This is a genomic window from Amycolatopsis japonica (assembly GCF_000732925.1).
Classification (GTDB): Bacteria; Actinomycetota; Actinomycetes; order Mycobacteriales; family Pseudonocardiaceae; genus Amycolatopsis; species Amycolatopsis japonica.
In genome coordinates, this window is the sequence record NZ_CP008953.1 from 4,665,546 (window position 1) to 4,681,801 (window position 16,256).

The 16,256-nt window shown below is 68.4% G+C and carries 16 protein-coding genes and 1 pseudogene; 8 read left to right on the top strand and 9 right to left on the bottom strand.

Going from position 1 to position 16,256, the window contains the following annotated elements:
- The first annotated feature begins 21 nt into the window (after positions 1-21).
- Complete coding sequence (locus tag AJAP_RS21625) at positions 22-630, top strand: TIGR03086 family metal-binding protein (RefSeq protein WP_038514666.1); 609 nt, start codon at positions 22-24, stop codon at positions 628-630.
- Here the strand turns inward: AJAP_RS21625 and AJAP_RS21630 are convergent.
- Complete coding sequence (locus AJAP_RS21630) at positions 612-1,484, bottom strand: alpha/beta fold hydrolase (RefSeq protein ID WP_038514668.1); 873 nt, start codon at positions 1,482-1,484, stop codon at positions 612-614. The genes AJAP_RS21625 and AJAP_RS21630 overlap by 19 nt on opposite strands.
- Positions 1,485-1,574: 90 nt before the next feature.
- Here AJAP_RS21630 and AJAP_RS21635 point away from each other — a divergent pair, with 90 nt between their 5' ends.
- Complete coding sequence (locus AJAP_RS21635) at positions 1,575-2,180, top strand: TetR/AcrR family transcriptional regulator (RefSeq protein WP_038514670.1); 606 nt, start codon at positions 1,575-1,577, stop codon at positions 2,178-2,180.
- Here AJAP_RS21635 and AJAP_RS21640 read toward each other — a convergent pair.
- Entirely contained in the window at positions 2,164-2,883 is a 720-nt protein-coding gene (locus AJAP_RS21640; protein ID WP_038514673.1) for a TetR/AcrR family transcriptional regulator, read from the bottom strand. The genes AJAP_RS21635 and AJAP_RS21640 overlap by 17 nt on opposite strands.
- Positions 2,884-2,966: 83 nt before the next feature.
- On the opposite strand from AJAP_RS21640, the gene AJAP_RS21645 reads away from it, so the two are divergent.
- A complete protein-coding gene (locus AJAP_RS21645; protein WP_038514676.1) occupies positions 2,967-4,433 on the top strand; it encodes a carotenoid oxygenase family protein in 1,467 nt (488 codons plus the stop codon).
- A 43-nt stretch (positions 4,434-4,476) separates the two neighbouring features.
- On the opposite strand, the gene AJAP_RS21650 is transcribed toward AJAP_RS21645, so the two are convergent.
- The 6 genes from AJAP_RS21650 to AJAP_RS21675 all read right to left on the bottom strand — a co-directional run bounded on the left by AJAP_RS21650 (position 4,477) and on the right by AJAP_RS21675 (position 12,325).
- Complete coding sequence (locus AJAP_RS21650) at positions 4,477-7,248, bottom strand: DUF5682 family protein (protein ID WP_038514680.1); 2,772 nt, start codon at positions 7,246-7,248, stop codon at positions 4,477-4,479.
- Entirely contained in the window at positions 7,245-8,357 is a 1,113-nt protein-coding gene (locus AJAP_RS21655) for an ATP-binding protein (RefSeq protein WP_038514683.1), read from the bottom strand. The genes AJAP_RS21650 and AJAP_RS21655 overlap by 4 nt, the downstream gene beginning before the upstream one ends.
- 19 nt (positions 8,358-8,376) lie before the next feature.
- Positions 8,377-9,747: a VWA domain-containing protein gene (locus AJAP_RS21660; protein ID WP_038514686.1), complete on the bottom strand. Its 1,371-nt coding sequence runs from the start codon at positions 9,745-9,747 to the stop codon at positions 8,377-8,379.
- A complete protein-coding gene (locus AJAP_RS21665) occupies positions 9,744-11,117 on the bottom strand; it encodes a hypothetical protein (protein WP_228694540.1) in 1,374 nt (457 codons plus the stop codon). Before AJAP_RS21665 ends, AJAP_RS21660 begins: the two co-directional genes overlap by 4 nt.
- Positions 11,117-11,614, bottom strand: a complete 498-nt coding sequence (locus AJAP_RS21670) for a hypothetical protein (protein WP_051972545.1) — start codon at positions 11,612-11,614, stop codon at positions 11,117-11,119. Before AJAP_RS21670 ends, AJAP_RS21665 begins: the two co-directional genes overlap by 1 nt.
- Positions 11,615-11,686: 72 nt before the next feature.
- Positions 11,687-12,325: a haloacid dehalogenase type II gene (locus AJAP_RS21675; RefSeq protein ID WP_038514694.1), complete on the bottom strand. Its 639-nt coding sequence runs from the start codon at positions 12,323-12,325 to the stop codon at positions 11,687-11,689.
- 64 nt (positions 12,326-12,389) lie between these two features.
- Between AJAP_RS21675 and AJAP_RS21680 the strand changes: the two genes are divergently transcribed.
- Positions 12,390-12,950, top strand: a complete 561-nt coding sequence (locus AJAP_RS21680) for a CGNR zinc finger domain-containing protein (protein ID WP_038514697.1) — start codon at positions 12,390-12,392, stop codon at positions 12,948-12,950.
- A gap of 103 nt (positions 12,951-13,053) precedes the next feature.
- Positions 13,054-14,049, top strand: coding sequence for a hypothetical protein (locus AJAP_RS21685; protein ID WP_038514700.1), 996 nt, complete (start codon positions 13,054-13,056; stop codon positions 14,047-14,049).
- Positions 14,050-14,076: 27 nt separating this feature from the next.
- Here the strand turns inward: AJAP_RS21685 and AJAP_RS21690 are convergent, their stop codons facing one another.
- The gene (locus AJAP_RS21690) at positions 14,077-14,943 is read right to left on the bottom strand and encodes an AraC family transcriptional regulator (RefSeq protein ID WP_038514703.1); all 867 of its coding nucleotides are present in this window, start codon (positions 14,941-14,943) and stop codon (positions 14,077-14,079) included.
- 77 nt (positions 14,944-15,020) lie between these two features.
- Between AJAP_RS21690 and AJAP_RS21695 the strand changes: the two genes are divergently transcribed.
- The 3 genes and pseudogenes from AJAP_RS21695 to AJAP_RS45350 all read left to right on the top strand — a co-directional run bounded on the left by AJAP_RS21695 (position 15,021) and on the right by AJAP_RS45350 (position 16,247).
- Positions 15,021-15,830 carry an alpha/beta fold hydrolase gene (locus AJAP_RS21695; RefSeq protein ID WP_038514706.1) on the top strand — a complete coding sequence of 270 codons (810 nt, stop codon included), beginning with the start codon at positions 15,021-15,023 and terminating at the stop codon, positions 15,828-15,830.
- A 4-nt stretch (positions 15,831-15,834) separates the two neighbouring features.
- Positions 15,835-16,009, top strand: a pseudogene (locus tag AJAP_RS43690) (FAD-dependent oxidoreductase); the annotation flags it as partial.
- A 1-nt stretch (position 16,010) separates the two neighbouring features.
- On the top strand, positions 16,011-16,247 hold the full coding sequence (locus AJAP_RS45350; protein ID WP_073842440.1) for a hypothetical protein: 237 nt from the start codon (positions 16,011-16,013) through the stop codon (positions 16,245-16,247).
- Positions 16,248-16,256: the final 9 nt, after the last annotated feature.

Here is a 16,256-nt window from a genome sequence, read left to right on the forward strand (position 1 = left end):
GCATGCGTAGATGATAGGCGCATGCCTATCGATGAACTACGCATGCTCGACGCCGTCGTGACCCGGGCCAGCCTTGACCTCGTCACCAAGATCACCCCGGCGGACCTGGCCAAACCGACCCCGTGCAGCGCCTGGACCCTGCACGGTCTGCTGGCGCATATGGCCACCCAGCACCACGGCTTCGCCGCCGCGGCCGAAGGCGAGAGCCACCTCGACCATTGGCGGCTGCTCCCGCTGGGCGACGACCCCGTCGGCACCTACCGCGCGTCGGTGAACCGCGTACTGAACGCCTTCGTCCCCCACGATCTCGCCGAGCGGAAATTCGCCCTTCCCGAGTTCTCCACCGAAGTCACCTTCACCGCGAAGCAGGCCCTCGGCTTCCATTTCGTGGACTACCTGGTGCATTCGTGGGACGTGGCCAAGACCCTCGGCCTGCCGATCACGTTCCAGCGAGAGGTCCTCGACGCCGGGCTGCGGTTCGCCGAGGCGATCCCGAACGGGAAGAGCCGGACCACGCCGGGCGCGGCGTTCGCACCGGCCGTCGAGGCGACGGGACAGTCCGATCTGGACACGATCGTCGCCCTGCTGGGCCGTTCCCCGTCGTGGCCGGATCAGGTGGCCGCGGCGTGACGCGCGGCCTCGAGAATCCGGGCGGTGACCAGGTCGGGCTTCTCCAGCGACAACCCATGAGTGGTCTTGGGCACGACCTCGACCTCGATATGCGGGTTCAGTGATGCGAGCCGGGCCGCCACCGCGCGAGCGTCGTGGATGACGCTGCGTTCGCCGACGACGATCCGGGTGGGCACGTCGATCGCCGCCAGCTCGTCGTCACTGAACAGGTGCATCTCAGGGAGCTGCTGCTTGTACTTGAGCGCGGCGAAGAGCAGCGGCCGCACGGTGTGCCGCACGTCCGGATCACCCGACGCCACCAACCGCAGGAGCCACCTGGGCAGGAACCAGCGGAAGATCTCGCGCAGGCTCCACCAGATGAAGCTCCGGCCGATCACGCCGAACCCAGCCGCTTCGATGGCGACGACACCCGCGATCCGGGCGGTGGACCGCGTCGCGAGGTTCAGCGCCAGCCAGCCGCCTCGCGAAACACCGGCGAGATAGACCTTTTCGTGGCCTGTTTCCGCGAGCACGCCTTCGACGACCTCGGTGAGCCAGTCCGCGCAGTCTTCCGTGGACTCGACCGATGCGGTCTGGATCGACCGCCCGGGCTCGCCGAGGGAGTCGACGGCGTAGACCCGGTGCCGGACGGCGAGTTCGGCGATATGCGGATACCAGGACAGCGACGTGCCCATCCCGCCGGAAAGCAGCACGATCGGCGGGCCGTCCACCGGCCCGCAACCACGGACCCGCGTCGGGCCGAATCTCGTTTCGATGTCCAGTTCCACGGCGGGAACCGGCCACTTCCGCAGAATTTCGTCGTAGACGGCGAAGAAGCGCTCTTCGGCCTTCTTGTCGGTGAACTCCCCCAGCATCGGACCTCCTTCGAGTTTTTATAGTGCACTTGCACCATAACAGCGGGTGGCCATTCCAGCCAACCCTCACCGGCATGGCAGAGTGACCGCGTGCCGAAACGTGTGGACCACCAAGAGCGCAGGCGCGAGATCGCGGAGGCGCTCTTCCGGATCGCCGCCGCCCAAGGCCTGCAGGCGGTCACGCTGCGTGCGGTGGCCGCGGAGGCGGGCATCTCGATGAACCTGGTCCAGTACTACTTCCCGACCAAGGAGGAGATGCTGCGCTTCTCCTGGCAGCGGATCGTCGAGCTGACCGCGGAGCACGCCGGGAAGACCATCGGCGAGGCGATGAAGACCGGTGACGAGCGCACCATCGTGCGCGCCTACCTGACCGCGGTGCTGCCGGACGGCGACCGCGCCCGCATGCTTTCAGCCGTCCAGATCGCGTATTTCGCCGTCGACGTCACACGCGGCAGCCAGGATCCCGACCAGGAACCGCTTCTGCCTCACCTGGTCCACGCGATCACCGAACTGCTCCGGGCGGCCCAGGAGAAAGGCGACGTTTCCGCGCGCCTCGATCCCCGGCTCGAGGCGGACTCCCTCGCGACGATGTCCGCCGGCCTCCTCACGGCGATCATGGTCGACGCCTACACGGCCGAGCGCGCGGCGGAGATCGTCGACTACCGGCTGGACGGGGTGTTCAGCTGCGCCCGATGAGCGCCTCGATACCGTCCAGGATGCGGCTGAGACCGAACTCGATGTCCGCTTCCTCTATGCCTTCTTCGCCGTACGCCTCACCGGAAATCACGGCGGCGACGCGCAGGTAGCCCCGCGCTTCGAGGCGCGGTCCCAGAAACGAGCCCAGAGCCCGGACCTGATCAGGAGGGCTCGCGTTCACGTCCCGAAGCAACGACGCGGTGCTGCGAACCCATCCGTCGACCAAGACCGCACAGCCCGTGACGTCCTGGGTGTTCAGCCCTGAATCCGCCATCCCCTCAAGGAAATTTTCCAGCCACCCCAGGAGATTCGGCGTGCTGGGCGCACTCCGCACCGGCAGGTCGATCAGCCACGGATGACGGCGGCAACGTTCGAGGAGCGCGCGGGCCCAGGCGGTGACCGCGACACGCCAATCACCGGACGACGGTTCCGGCGGCGGCCCCCAGGCCGCTTCGGCCACGAGGACGAGCAGTTCCTCTTTGGAGCTCAGATACCGGTAAAGCGCGTTCGCGGTGACGCCGAGCCGTTTGGCGATCGAAGGCATGGACAGCGCCGCATAGCCCTCCGCGTCGGCCTGCGCGATGGCCGCGTCGACGATCTGCTCGAGGCTGTATCCCGGTTTCGGCCCGCGCCGGGGCGCCGGGGCATGTCCCCAGGCCAGCGCCGTACCCGGCGGCAGCAACTCGATCTTGACGTCGTCCATCGGGGCATTGTTGCACTCAAAACCGGTAAAGGCATACACTGTTCATGGCATACACAGTTAAGTCACGAACCGGGGGATCGACCATGACCGAACCGACCAGGCGGAACGTGCTCCGCGGCGCGGCCGCGCTCGCCATCGGTGGAGCCGCCGCGAGCTTCGGGAGCAGCGGATCCGCTTTCGCCGCGCAAGCTCCGGCGAAACCGCGCTACCCGTTCCTCGAAGGCGCGTTCGCGCCGGTCACGGAGGAGGTGACCGCGTTCGGCCTGCCGGTCACCGGCCGCATTCCGAGCGATCTTTGCGGGCGATACCTGCGCACCGGGCCGAACGTTCTCGGTCTCGAGGATCCGCGCGCGCACCACTGGATGCTGGGTGAGGGCATGGTGCACGGCGTCCGGCTGCGCGACGGGAAGGCCGAGTGGTACCGCAACCGCTGGGTCCGTTCGTCCGGGGTCGCGGCGAAGCTCGGCGAACGGTACCCGTGGCCGGTCCCCGCCGAGGACTTCGCGCCGAACACGCACGTGATGGCCCATCACGGCCGCATCCTCGCCCTCCAGGAGTCGGGCGCCCCGCCGTACGAACTCGACGGCGAGCTGAACACGTTGGGGCCGTTCGATTTCAGCGGTTCACTGGAGGGCTCCTACACCGCGCACACCAAGTTCGACGCCCGTGCCGACGAGCTGCACGCGGTGACCTATCACCCGACCTGGGACCACGTGCGGCATCTCATGGTCGACCGGACCGGCCGCGTGGTGCGGACCACCCGCATCCCGGTCACCGACAGCCCGATGATGCACGACTTCGGGCTCACCGAGAACTACGTGGTCGTCTTCGACGTACCGGTCACCTTCGATCCGCAGCCGGGCAAGGTCGTGCCCTACCAGTGGAACACGGATCACCCGGCCCGGGTCGGGGTGATGAAACGCGACGGTGGCCCGGTCCGCTGGTTCGGGGTGGATCCGGTGTTCTACTCCCATACGCTCAACGCCTACGAGCAGGGCTCCACGGTGGTGGTCGACCTGACCACGATGCCCGCTCCGTTCGAGGTGGCAGGCAAGCAGGGCTTCGGTGGTCCGTCGGCGTCGGGCCCGCCGGTGCTGGAGCGCTGGACGATCGATCTCGCGCAGGGGCGGGTCCGGCGCCGCGTTCTCGACGACCGGCCGCAGGAGTTCCCGCGGGTCAACGAAAGCCTGGTGTCGCGACGGCACCGATATGGCTACTCGGCCTCCCCCGGCGAATTGTTCGACGTCTACCTGGACAAGCCGTCCGGCTCCTTCGGCAACGCGCTGATCAAGCACGACCTGCGGAACGGGCGCTCTGAGGTGCACCGTTTCGGCCGGGGTGCCGACGCGAGCGAAGCAGTGTTCGTGCCTTCCTCCCGCGGCAGGGCCGAGGACGACGGCTACGCCCTCGCCTACGTCAACAACCCCGACCGCAACGCGTCGGACCTCGTGATCCTCGCGGCGCAGGACTTCACCGCGAAGCCCTTGGCACGTATCCATCTGCCCAGGCCGGTACCGCTGGGCTTCCACGGAAGCTGGGTCGCCGACTGACCGATCGGGCTGTCGCCGGGAACCCCGGCGACAGCCCCTCAGTTCACACTCCGGTGAGCACCTCCTCCAACGCGGCTGTGGAGTCCGGATGCCGCTCGAGCAACGCCAAACCGGTGGGTGCGGTGCTCCCCCACGGCTCGTCGCAGCCCAGCAGACCCGCCACCGCGTCACACGCCGCCGGATACGCCGCCAGTAGGGCGAGGTCGCCGCCCTTGGCCTTCCTCGTCACCGCGACGGGTTCCGGCTGGTCCTTCCAGGGCGGAACCCATTCATCGAGCGCCGCGAGCCGTCCCGGGAAGATGCGGCCGGCTTCCCTCACGAGCAGCGGCACCAGCTCGGCGCCCCTGGACCGCAGGGTGGTGATCAACGTCGGCAACCACGGCAACAGCAACCGGTCCGGAAGCTCGGCGAAGGCGTTCGACACCGCCTCGACGACGAAGTCGGCCAGCCCGGGCGCCGGCTCCAACGCGTGCACGAACCCGCTCAGGTAGCGCGGATAAGCGGGCAGCACCATCGGGTTCGCCAGCAGCTCGGCGCACCGCTCCCGTAGCTCCGCGCGGGAGAGACGACCGAGCTGCACCTGCGCGGCCCACAGCAACGCCACCTTCGACGGCTCCTGCGGATGCGATCCGACGATCGCCAGCTCCAGCTGCGTGCGGTCGCACCCCAGCGACAAGGCGAGCGACTCCATGCTGAACAGGAAGCCCAGCATCGCGGCGACCTGCTCTACACCGGCTTCCTCGTCGGCGAAGGCCGCCGGGAGCAGGGTGCAGTAGTGCGCGTACCCCGTCCTGACGAACTCCTCGATCCACCGAGGCAGCACCGGCTCGCTGGTCCGGTAGTGCGCGAGCAGCCTCCGCACCCGCCGCAACACTTCCGGAGCGCCGTCGACGGTGCGTTCGGTGGCCAGCACCTCCAGAGCACGCGTCCCCAGCTCTCCTGCGAGCCGGGCGCTACGCAGGTAGAGCGTCGCGTCTTCGACAGCTCCGAGCACCTTCGCTGCGGTGGCCTGCGGATGGTAGGCAGCGCGCCGAAGCCGTTGCTCCAGCACCTGCTCGACGCTGACCCCCTCGTAGCCCAGCTCGATGAGGGCCCGCTGGTGGGTGCCCAGGGCCAGATCCCACGATTCCTGGATCGGCCGCTCGCCGAGCCGCCGCTCGCCCATGATCGGCCTCGCCGCACCGCGCGGCATCAGGTAGCGCAGCATCCACAGCAGATCGGAGCAGGGCTCCAGCTCCGGCCTCGACGCGATGTCGAGCAACGCCCGCTGCACACCTCGTTGCTGCAGCTTGAGGTCCAGCGGCTCCAGCCTGTCGTGCACGTCGCGCGCCAAGGGTGGCAACGCGTCGTACCCGACCTGGCCGATCCGGTCGCCGCCCATCATGATCTCGACGAGGCGGCGCACGTCGCGCCTGCCGGGCACGACGTCCTTCTCGATACAGGTGACCGCCGCGTCCTGGAAGTCGTACGGTGTCGGTTTGGCCCGGTCACGCACGCCCGCCAGCAGGATCGAGGTCTCGAAGACCGCGATGGCGTCAGCCGTCGAGGCCAGGTATCCGTTCCGGCGCGCGGCCCGCACGATCTCGACCGACCAGCCCAGCAGCTCCGCCTCGTCCAGCCGGTCGAGTACCGGAGGCCGTTGCAGGAAGCCGGAAAGCTGGTCCGATGGGTCCACTGCCACCGGATCCGGCGTCGGCGCGGGCAGCTCCGCGGCCTTCTTCCGCTTCGGCCCGCCCACCTGCCCTTCCAGCTGGAACTGCTTCACCTTGGTGCGCTTGAGGTTCTTGGCCCACTCGGTCGCCGCGATCGACACCGATCCCCCGGCCAGCCCGAACTGCGCCTCGATCGAGGCGTGGCTCGACGGGATCAGCCCGTACTGCCAGGTGCTCTCGCTGCGCGGGCTGATCACGAACCCGTCCGTACCTTCGACGCCGAACTCCGCGACCCGGCTGGCCGCGTGGAAGGCGCCGCAGATGTAGAGGCACTCCGCCGGATCCGCCCCCGACGCGGCGAGGTGCTCGCGCATGCGGGTCCACATGTAGCGCTCGCGGTCTTCGTCCACCCGCACGTGCCGGGTGTCCCCCGGCGCGAGACGGCGGAACAGGCTGCCGATCAGGAACATGACCTGGCGATAGGTGTCGTGGTCGCTGTCACCGAGCGGCAGCTCGACGTACTGGTGCCACCACTCCGACCAGTGCCGCACCCGCCCGTGCCGCAGCAGGTGTTCCTCGAGTTCAGCGAACCGCGGCCGCAGGTCACCGATCTCGACGCCGACCGCGTCACCGTGCAGCGCGGCCTCCTCCTCGACGGGCGGCGCGTCCGGGTCGGCGGACGGCTCAGGCTCACGTTCGTTCCATTGGAAGACATGGTCCGCCGACCGGTCGACGAGGACGAGCTCGACGCCCGGGGTGTCGAGGGCGTACGCGATCGCCTGGTATTCCGCCGAAGCCTCGGTGATCGGCGCGACCACGGACAAGGGTGCCCACTCCGCGGGGAATCCCTTGACCTCCGTCGCGAACGCCTGCACCGCCACGGGAAGACGGCAGTTGCGCAGCTCGGTCAGCAACGGCGCCATGTCCTCGCACAGTTCGAGGTAGACGACCTTCGGCTGCTTCTCCCGCAACCGCCGTGCCATCGCGACGGCCGAAGCCGGGGAATGGTGGCAGACCGGGAAGATCTCCAACGGCTCCCGCACCGCGCGGTCGACGTCGTCGACGAGCCCGAGCAGGATGCCCTCCAGTGCGCCGGGCCCGTCGGCGAAGGCGGCCGCGGCCTCCTGCAACTGGCCGCGCAACGCCTCGAAGGCGCCGCTCACGAGAGGGTGGCGATCGCGTCGCGGCCGCCGTCGAGGAACTCCGGCCAGTCCCCGCCCTCGTCCTTGCTGCGCGGCTCGACGACACCGTGCAGGTACTTGTTGAGGATCGCCAGATCCTCCGGCTCACGACGGGCGAGCGAACCGACCAGCGAGGAGGCCAGTGTGCGGGCGGTCAGCTCGCGTTCGCCGAAGAAGTTGCTGTGCAGCACCGCGTCTTCGAGCACGCCGATCTGCTCGGCCGTGGACAACGCCGACTCCAGCTTCTCGTCGTCGCTGCCCGCCGACGCCGCCGCGGCGCGAAGGTCTCCGAAGCTGCGGAGCAGCACGTCGAGCAGCGTCGGCGGCACGTCCAGCTCGATCTGGTGGCGGCGCAGCAGTTCCTCGGTGCGGAAGCGGACGATCTCCGCCTCGCTCTTCTTGTTCGTCACCACGGGAATGCGGACGAAGTTGAAGCGGCGCTTGAGCGCGGACGACAGGTCGTTGACGCCGCGGTCGCGGCTGTTGGCGGTGGCGATCACGGAGAACCCGGGTTTGGCGAAAACGATGCCGTCGCTGTCCAGCTCCGGCACCGAGATGTACTTCTCCGACAGGATCGAGATCAGCGCGTCCTGCACGTCGCTGGTGGACCGGGTCAGCTCCTCGAACCGGCCGATCGAGCCCGCCTCCATCGCCGTCATGATCGGCGACGGGATCATCGACTCGCGGGACTGGCCCTTCGCGATGACCATCGAGACGTTCCACGAGTACTTGATGTGGTCCTCGGTGGTGCCGGCGGTCCCCTGCACGACGAGGGTGGAGTTGCGGGAGATCGCGGCGGCCAGCAGCTCGGCGAGCCAGCTCTTGCCGGTGCCCGGGTCCCCGATCAGCAGGAGCCCGCGGTCCGAGGCGAGCGTGACGATAGCCCGCTCCACGATGCTCCGGTCGCCGAACCATTTCTGCGAGATCTCACGGTCGAGGCCGTCGGCACGCTCGGAACCCAGGATGAACAGGCGCAGCATCTTCGGGGACAGACGCCAGGCGAACGGTTTGGGGTTGTCGTCGACGGATTCCAGCCAGTCCAGCTCTTCGGCGTACTTGATCTCGGCGGGGGCGCGCAACAGGTCGGACATGTCTTGCCTTTCGGGGAGTTCAGGAGGTGAGGAAAGTCTTCAGTTCGTGAACGAGTTTGGTGATGTGGCCGGAGATCACGGGCGTGCCGAGATCCTTGAAGCGCTCGCGGAACCAGGGATTGACGCTGCCCCGTCCGGCGCTGGTGACCGAACCGACCGGGATGAACTTCGCTCCGGACCGGTGGATCGCGGCCATGCTCTCGAAGAGCTGCTCGACGCGGGTCTCGTAGAAGTCGGAGATCCACACCACCACGGTGTTCGCGGGCTCGGCGATCTTCGGCTGGGTCAGCCCCATCGCGACCATGCCGTCGTTGCCGCCGCCCAGGTTCGTGCGCAGCAGCGTTTCGAAGGGATCGTGGACCCACGGGGTGAGGTCGAGCGCCTGCGTGTCGTAGGCGATCAGGTGAACGTCCACTTTGGGCAATCCGGCGAAGATCGAGGCCAGCACGGCGCAGTTGACCATCGAGTCCACCATGGAACCGGACTGGTCGACGACCGCGATGAGCCGCTGTGGCGTGGTCTTCTTCGCGGTCTGCTTGTAGTACAGGCGATCGACGTAGAGCCGTTCCTCTTCCGGGCTCCAGTTGGTGAGGTTCTTCCAGATGGTGCGATCGAGGTCGAGGTTGCGGAACACGCGCTTCGGCGGGACCGACCGATCCACCTTGCCCGTCGAGGCCTTCTCGACCTGGGTCCGCAGGACCTCCGCGATCTCGTCGACGTAACGCCGGATGAGCGATTTGGCGTTGGCCAACGCCACGCCGGACAGATTGTCCTTGTCCCGCAACAACTGTTCGATGAGGGACATACTCGGGCTCAGCTTCGCCGCGAGCGCGGGATCGGCGAGGACCTCGCGCAGATGCATCCGTTTGACGAGGTCCGCCTCGATGTCGCCGAGGTCCGGGCCGATCGCCGGGAGCAGGGTGCTCAGATCGGGTGTGCCGCCCCCTCCGGTGCCGCCGAGCCCGGTCGGGGCGCCACCGGGACGACCGCCGCGCAGTTCGCCCGGACGGCAGCCCAGCGCGCGCTCGAGCCAGCCCGCGTCGGACTGCCAGCAGGACAGTCGGCTGGCGGTCACCGTGTGCGGCGGCTGAGCAAAGACGTTGAGCAGCACCTTCGATACGAGCGCCGCGCGCCGCACTTCCGCCGCCTTGTCCCGGCCGTCCCCGGCTTCGGGGACCATCAGGCCGTCGAATTCGGCGGCCAGCTCCGGATGACGCTGGACGACCGAGTCGACCGCGACGTTCGGATCCAGCAGCGCCGACGGCAAGCCGATGTCCTCGACGACGGCCACGCTCGCCGATTCGAGCGCGGCCTGCTCCTCGGTGTCGAAGAGCCGGGCGAGCAGCCGCCAGTACAGGACCTGACGGCGGTTGTCCTCGGGTTCGGTCATTTCCGCAACAGCCTTCCGGCACGCTCGCGCAGCACGGCCGCGGCGTCGGTGGCCGCCTTCTCGGCTTTCACCCCGGCCTTGTCCGTGGTGCCGCCGGCCCAGGCTCCGGCGTGCACGGCGGTGGTCTTCTTGCGCACGGTGGTCTCGACGGCGAGCGGCTGGAGGCGGAATCCGCCGTCCCACCGGATCAGGCCGAGGCACGCGCTGGAACTCGCGACGGCCTTCGGCGTCAGCGGACCGGCCGCTGGGATGCGGTCCGTCTCGACGAAGAGCCGATTCCCGGCGAAGGTGAACGTCACCTCGTCCTCGTCGCCCTCGACGTCGTAACCCTCGAGGAAGACGGGGACGGCGATCCGCACCGGATGCCGGTCCAAGGGCGCGACCATCGGCGTGACGGCCTTCGGTAGAACGACGCGCGCCGTCGAGAACGCGTCCGCGGGCTCACCAAGGCGGGCGTACTCGTCCTGCCAGAGCAGGTCGCCCTCGGCGGTGCCCGGCATGCCGGTGAGGTCCATGGAGCGGCCCTCGCTGATCGCCGTGAGCAGGGAGAGATGCGGGCGCAGCAACTGCCAGATCCCGGCGCCGATGATCGTGTCCGGCTTGGGCACTGTCACGTTCGCACGCACGAGACGGGGAGCCGTGCCGTCTTCGGGTTCGACCACGGCGTGGACCTGGGCCTGCGCGGCCGTCGAGTGTTCCAGCAGGTCGACGCCGAGCGGCAGCAGGCGGCCGGTGACCGTGCCGACCTCCGGCGCCGCCCCGGGCAAGGTCAGAACCATCGCGCGCGACCACAGGTCGCCCCAGCGCCGGACGGGGACACGATCCAACGCCGCACCAGGGCACGACGCCGCGAGCTCGGCCGCGAAACCGTCGAGCAGGACGGCCAGCCGTCGCAGGCTCGGTTCGGCGAGCAGCGCCGAGATCACCTGCGCCGAGCCCGAGATGAGGTCGTGGTCGATACCCTGCCAGCCCGCTCGGGCCAGGTCGGCGAGCCAGGACCGAGCGGCCGCGAGGAGATTCGGCGACTCCGTCTCGGAAACTCGCCGGGTCGAGTCCTCGTCCTGCGGCCTGCCAGTCGCTTCGACAAGGCGCGAGAAGACCGCGTCGTGCACGGAGCCGAACACCGCGATCCTCGCCGCTGCAAGGGAAACGAAGTGTTCCTCCCCTGCCGCACCGGCCGCGGTCTTCTCGGCGGCCTCCGCGACGCGCGCCGCCAACGGCGACCCGGCGACGGCATCGGCGAGCTCGGTCAGACCGGCGACTTTCTGAGGACGAAGCAACCCGGCGACGAGCACATCGTCGAAAGCGTCGACGACCGCCAATGCCTCGTCGAGGCCGGCGATGGGATCGGTGAGCAGATCGACGCGCATCAGACCACCGCCCTGGTCGACGGGAACCACTGAAGCTCCGGCACCGGAGCCGTGGACACTTCGAATTCGAGGTATGCCAAGTGCCGCAGGAATTGGCTGAACACCGAAGCCGCGGCGGTGCTGTCACCTTGCGACGGCCGTGTCGCGCTCATGGTCTGCGAAATGGCCTGCGCCGTCGGCTCGGGAACCTCGACGCGCAGGTATCGCGCCACTCGCTCGGCTCCGTATTGAAGGGTGGATTCGTTGATCAGGGCGAGAATGTGGTTGCAGAACATCCCCCGCGCCCCACCACACGGCCGGTTGTTGTTGGTACTACAGGAGAATTCGTACGTACTCGCCGCGACCGACGAGACGTACACCCGCCCGATGTCCGATCCGCTGGACACCACGCCCTGCACCCGTCCGTCGGCCAGTTCGACGAACGGGACCTTCGCGAGTTTGCGCGGGCGGGCGGGTGGCAACACCCGGGCCGTGCTCGCTCTTTCCCAGTCTGACAACGCATCTTCTCCTTGCGGGGGTGCCTCGGTGGGGACTGGGATGAACCTAGCGGGAGGCACCGACAGTTTTGATCACATCCGGAGTTTCGCGAGCTGAGCGGCCAGATCGGCGAGGCCGTCGGCATGGAAGTCGAACCGGTCCGTCTCGGTCGGCGGGTCACCGACGGGCCTGGCGACGTAGGCGGTCCGGAGACCGACGCTCTGCGCTCCCCTCAGGTCCCACGCGTGGGCGGCGACCATCAGCAGCCGCTCCGGCTTCGTTTCGGCCAGGTCGACGGCCAGTTCGTAGACCGCCGGGTCCGGCTTGTAGGTCTGTGCGTCCTCGGCGGAGAGCGCTTGATGCCACCGGAGGCCGGCGTGGGCGTTGATCCGGAGGAGGCTCGTCCGGCTGGCGTTCGAGAGTCCGATCAGCGTGTGATGCTCAGCGAGCTTCGCCAGTCCTTCGACGGAGTCGGGCCACGGCGACAGCTTCGGCACCACGTCCGTCTTTGTGGTGAGCTGGGCTGCTTCGCGGTCGAGAACGTCACTCGGGGCGTACGGCCGCTCCCCCGCGACGATGCGCCGCTGCTCGGTCTCGACGTGGCTCTGCCACAGCCTGACCAGCTCGTCGGCGTCGGCATCCGGCGCGGCCTCCCGGACGGCCGCGCGGATCCCGGCCGGCTCGTCGACGAGCGTGCCGAGGATGTCGAACACCAACGCGTCGATCTCCACGGTGAACCTCCCAGTAAGGGTTAAAGTGTCGGTTAACCGCGAACGTACGAGAGGTCGGTAAGGGATGCAAGTAGCGTTAGACGATTACGTCCGGGCGGCGGGCGTCGCGACCGATCTGGTCAACACGGCGCCTGAGGTGTGGCACGGCGAAGACAAGCTGCCCGACCTGGACTCTCTTGCCGCCTTCGCTGAGCTGCACTCGATCCCCGTGAACACGCGGCCCAGTGACCTGCGCGCCGTTCACCGGCTGCGCGCCACAGTGCGCGATCTGATCGACCATCCGACCCGGGACCGCCTCGTCACCGGCGCTACCGCGCTCACCTCGTCGATCGGTGAGGTCTCCCTCGATGCCACCTCAGGACGCGCTCGATGGACCGTTTCGCTCCGGCAGGGCGCGACCGTCGCCGACGCGCTTTCCTTGATCTGCGGTGTCGGAATACTCGGCGTCGTCCAGTCCCTCGACGTGGCACGGTTCCGCGCCTGTGGCGCGCCGACTTGCCGAGGTGTCTTCATCGACACGACGCGTCCCGGACGGCGGCGCTATTGTATGCCAGGACTCTGCGGGAACCGCGTCAACGTGGCGAATCACCGGGCGCGTAAGGCGTCCGTGCTTCACGACGCTTGAGCCGTACGACAAAGGCAGCGAGATCGCGCTGGGTGCGGCTGTCGGCAGGCAACCTGAAGAACCTCGCGAGCGTGCTCCAGGTGAGACTGAACGAGGGGAAACCATGAACCGCATCCAGAAGGCTTTCCTGGCCGCCATAGTGGCTTTGGCTCCGATGTTCACGGTCGCGTCGGGCACCGCCGGGGCGTACGAGGCCGGTGACTGCACGTGGACACAGGCCACGCTTCCGCTACCCGCAGGACACTCCCAGGCATACGTCTCCACCGCCGCGAATGGCGGATGGTTCGCAGGCAGCAGTTCCTTCGGCGGCACGATCCGCTGGCACGACGGTGTGGCCGAAGACCTTGGCCGGGCGTTCGGCAGGAAAACCGAACCGACCGACATCAACTCCACGGGCACCGTGGTCGGAATGACCTATGCCAACAGCCGCGAAGCCGACGCGGTGGTCTATCGGAACGGCCGGTTCACCGCTCTTCCGATACCGCCCGGCCACCGGACGGCACGAGCACTCGCCGTCAACGACGCCGGTGACGTCGTCGGGACCGCGCTCGGCCTCGGCGACACCTTCGACCTGACGATCTGGCCGGCCGCCTCGCCTGGCACAGTGCTGACGATCAATCCCGATCCCAGTGTCTACGGCTACGTCAGCCCGGTCGAGATCGACGAGCAGGGCCGCATCCTGATCCGCGCGAGCGCCTCCGAGACCGACTTCTTCGTGCGCTATCCGGACGGGACGATGACCAAGCTCGCCTTGGGCACCGAATACGTCACCGCGTTCCGCAACGGCCGTATCGCGGGCGAGACGTACGAGAATGAGCAATTCGTGACCACCGAATGGGACTTGACCGGCACGGTCGTCCGCCGGCTTGACACTTGGGCCGCCGAACCCGCCGTCGATTCCGGGACCCGGACGACCGGAACCTACCGGACCGCCGACAACGGTTACGCACTCGGAGTCTGGGAAAGCGGAGTCCTCACGCACACCCTCGTCACCAGTGGGGACTCCGGTGGCTTCGGCAGGCCGGTGATCACCGACGACGGTGTCATCGCGTCCATCGGCCCCACGCTTATGACCTTCCACCACAGCTGTCCCGCATGATTCGGACTCCCCAGGTGGCGCCACCCGTCACGGGCCTCGCCGGCCGCGAAAGTTCCGCGGTCGTGGCCAGCCCCATGCGATGTCGTCGACTGCGAGAAAGGGTTCGTCGACCACTGTGGCGGGGGTCAGACCGGTGAATGCCACGACGTCCCGGTGCAGGTGGGACTGGTCGGTGTAGCCGCCGTCAGCCGCGACTCCGGCCGCACCCTGCCCCGCGACCAGGCGATGGACAGCGTGGTCGAAGCGGACAAGCTTCGCGGCACGCTTGGGCGGCAAGCCGATCTGTGACTGGAACCGGGACCATAGACGTTTGCGGCTCCAGCCGAGTTCGGTCGCCAGGCGTTCGATCCGAACGGTGCCACGGCCGGCGCCGATTCGACGCCAGGCCCAGGCCACCTCCGGGTCGACCCGCGGCGTCGCCGCACAGCGACGGGCGAGCCACGCGTCGGTCAACGTGAAGCGGTCCTCCCACGAGGAAAGCTCGCCCAGTCGGTCGCTGATCCGTGCTGCCTCCCGGCCGAACAGGTCGTCGAGAGTCACCACGGCATCGCCCAGGTCGGTGGTACCCAGAACCGCGTGTGCGACCACCGGTGACAGGCGCACCTGCAGGGCTTCGAAGGCATCCGCCTGCAGTCCGCGGAGGGCGTCGCCGAACCCGAGCCCGGTGGCGAAACTGCCCTGCTGCCGACGCCCGGTCGCATCCTCCACGGCGATCGTGCCGCCGAACACCAGAACCAGGGTGACGGTCGGGTGCGGAATCAACCGGAGGCCGGGCGGGGTGATGCCGCGGTCACCGAACCCGGCCATGGCGACCCCGGGCACACTGCTGGGCCGGTTCGGGCAGGTGATGTCCCACAACACCGCGTCGTCCCGTTCGGACAGGCCGGACCCCATTCCGCCATGCTACGCACACCGGCCGCGCGGAACATTTGTCCAAGCCTGCGGCGCGCACCGGCGGTGACAGTGCATGCATGACTGTTTCCAACGGCAAGGCTCTGGACGGCGGCGAGATCCACGTGTGCCAGGACGGCCCGCGTGGCGCCCCAGCGCTCCTGCTCATCCACGGGACCGCCGCGTCGGCCCGCTCGTGGGAGCCGATGGTGCCACTGTTGACCGGATCCCATCACGTCATCCGGATCGATCTGCTCGGGTGCGGCCAGTCGGCCAAACCGGACGGTGAGAGTTATGCGGTCCCGGACCAGGCACGCCGGGTCGGCGCGGTACTGGACGGGCTCGGCGTCGAACAGGTGGTCATCGTCGGCCACTCCAGTGGCGGGGCGGTCGCCACCGCCCTCGCCGAGCAACGGCCCGATCTGGTGACCGCGCTGGTGTTCATCAACACCGGCCCCGGCATGGCCGCCTATATCGCGAAGGAGGTCCCCATCCGGGCGGCGTCGTGGGCGGATCTGACCGACGATCAGATCCGCAAGGCCATGAGCGACGGATTCCGCCCCGGCTTCGAGATCCCCCGGTCTTATGTGGACCAGTTCCGCGACATCGACTTCGCCGTGTTCGGCGCGATATCGCAGGCGATCCGCGCGTATCTGGACGAGCGGACACTCCCGGAACGGCTGGCGCCGCTCGGCAAACCGCTGCTGGTGCTCTTCGGCGAGGAGGACCGCAGGTGGCGCCCGTCATCCGCCGGCGACTACCGCGCTGTTCCCGGCGCGACAGTCGAGATGCTGCCCGGTGTCGGCCATTCGCCCAACCTCGAGGATCCGCCGCGTACCGCCAGGCCCCTCTTGGCCTTCACGGCTAACCATGCCCCGCAGGCCGGTTAAGTGCATGCGGATTCTCATCTCCGGCGCCAGCGTCGCCGGCCCCGGTGCTGGCGTACTGGCTCACCCGGCACGGCTTCTCCGTCACCGTCGTCGAGCGCGCGCCGGCGCTGCGCAAGACCGGCGGGCACGCGGTCGATCTGTACCGGCCCGCGATGAACATCTCGGAGAAGATCGGCGTACGTGCGAACCGGAATCGGTGACCCTCGAGCGTTGCTGGCCGGTGCCAGATCGTTCTGGCGAACCAGGGAACTCCTTGGCGTCATCGTCTGGATGCGTCGCCACAACGAGCGAAATCCGGTAGATCCGGTCCGCATCGCCAACATGGCCGGGATTTCACAGGTGGCGTCTCTGCCATACGGTGAACGGCAGGACGCCTATCTGCTGGATCTTCGTGCCACGAGCCATAGAGCACCATGACAGTTGACT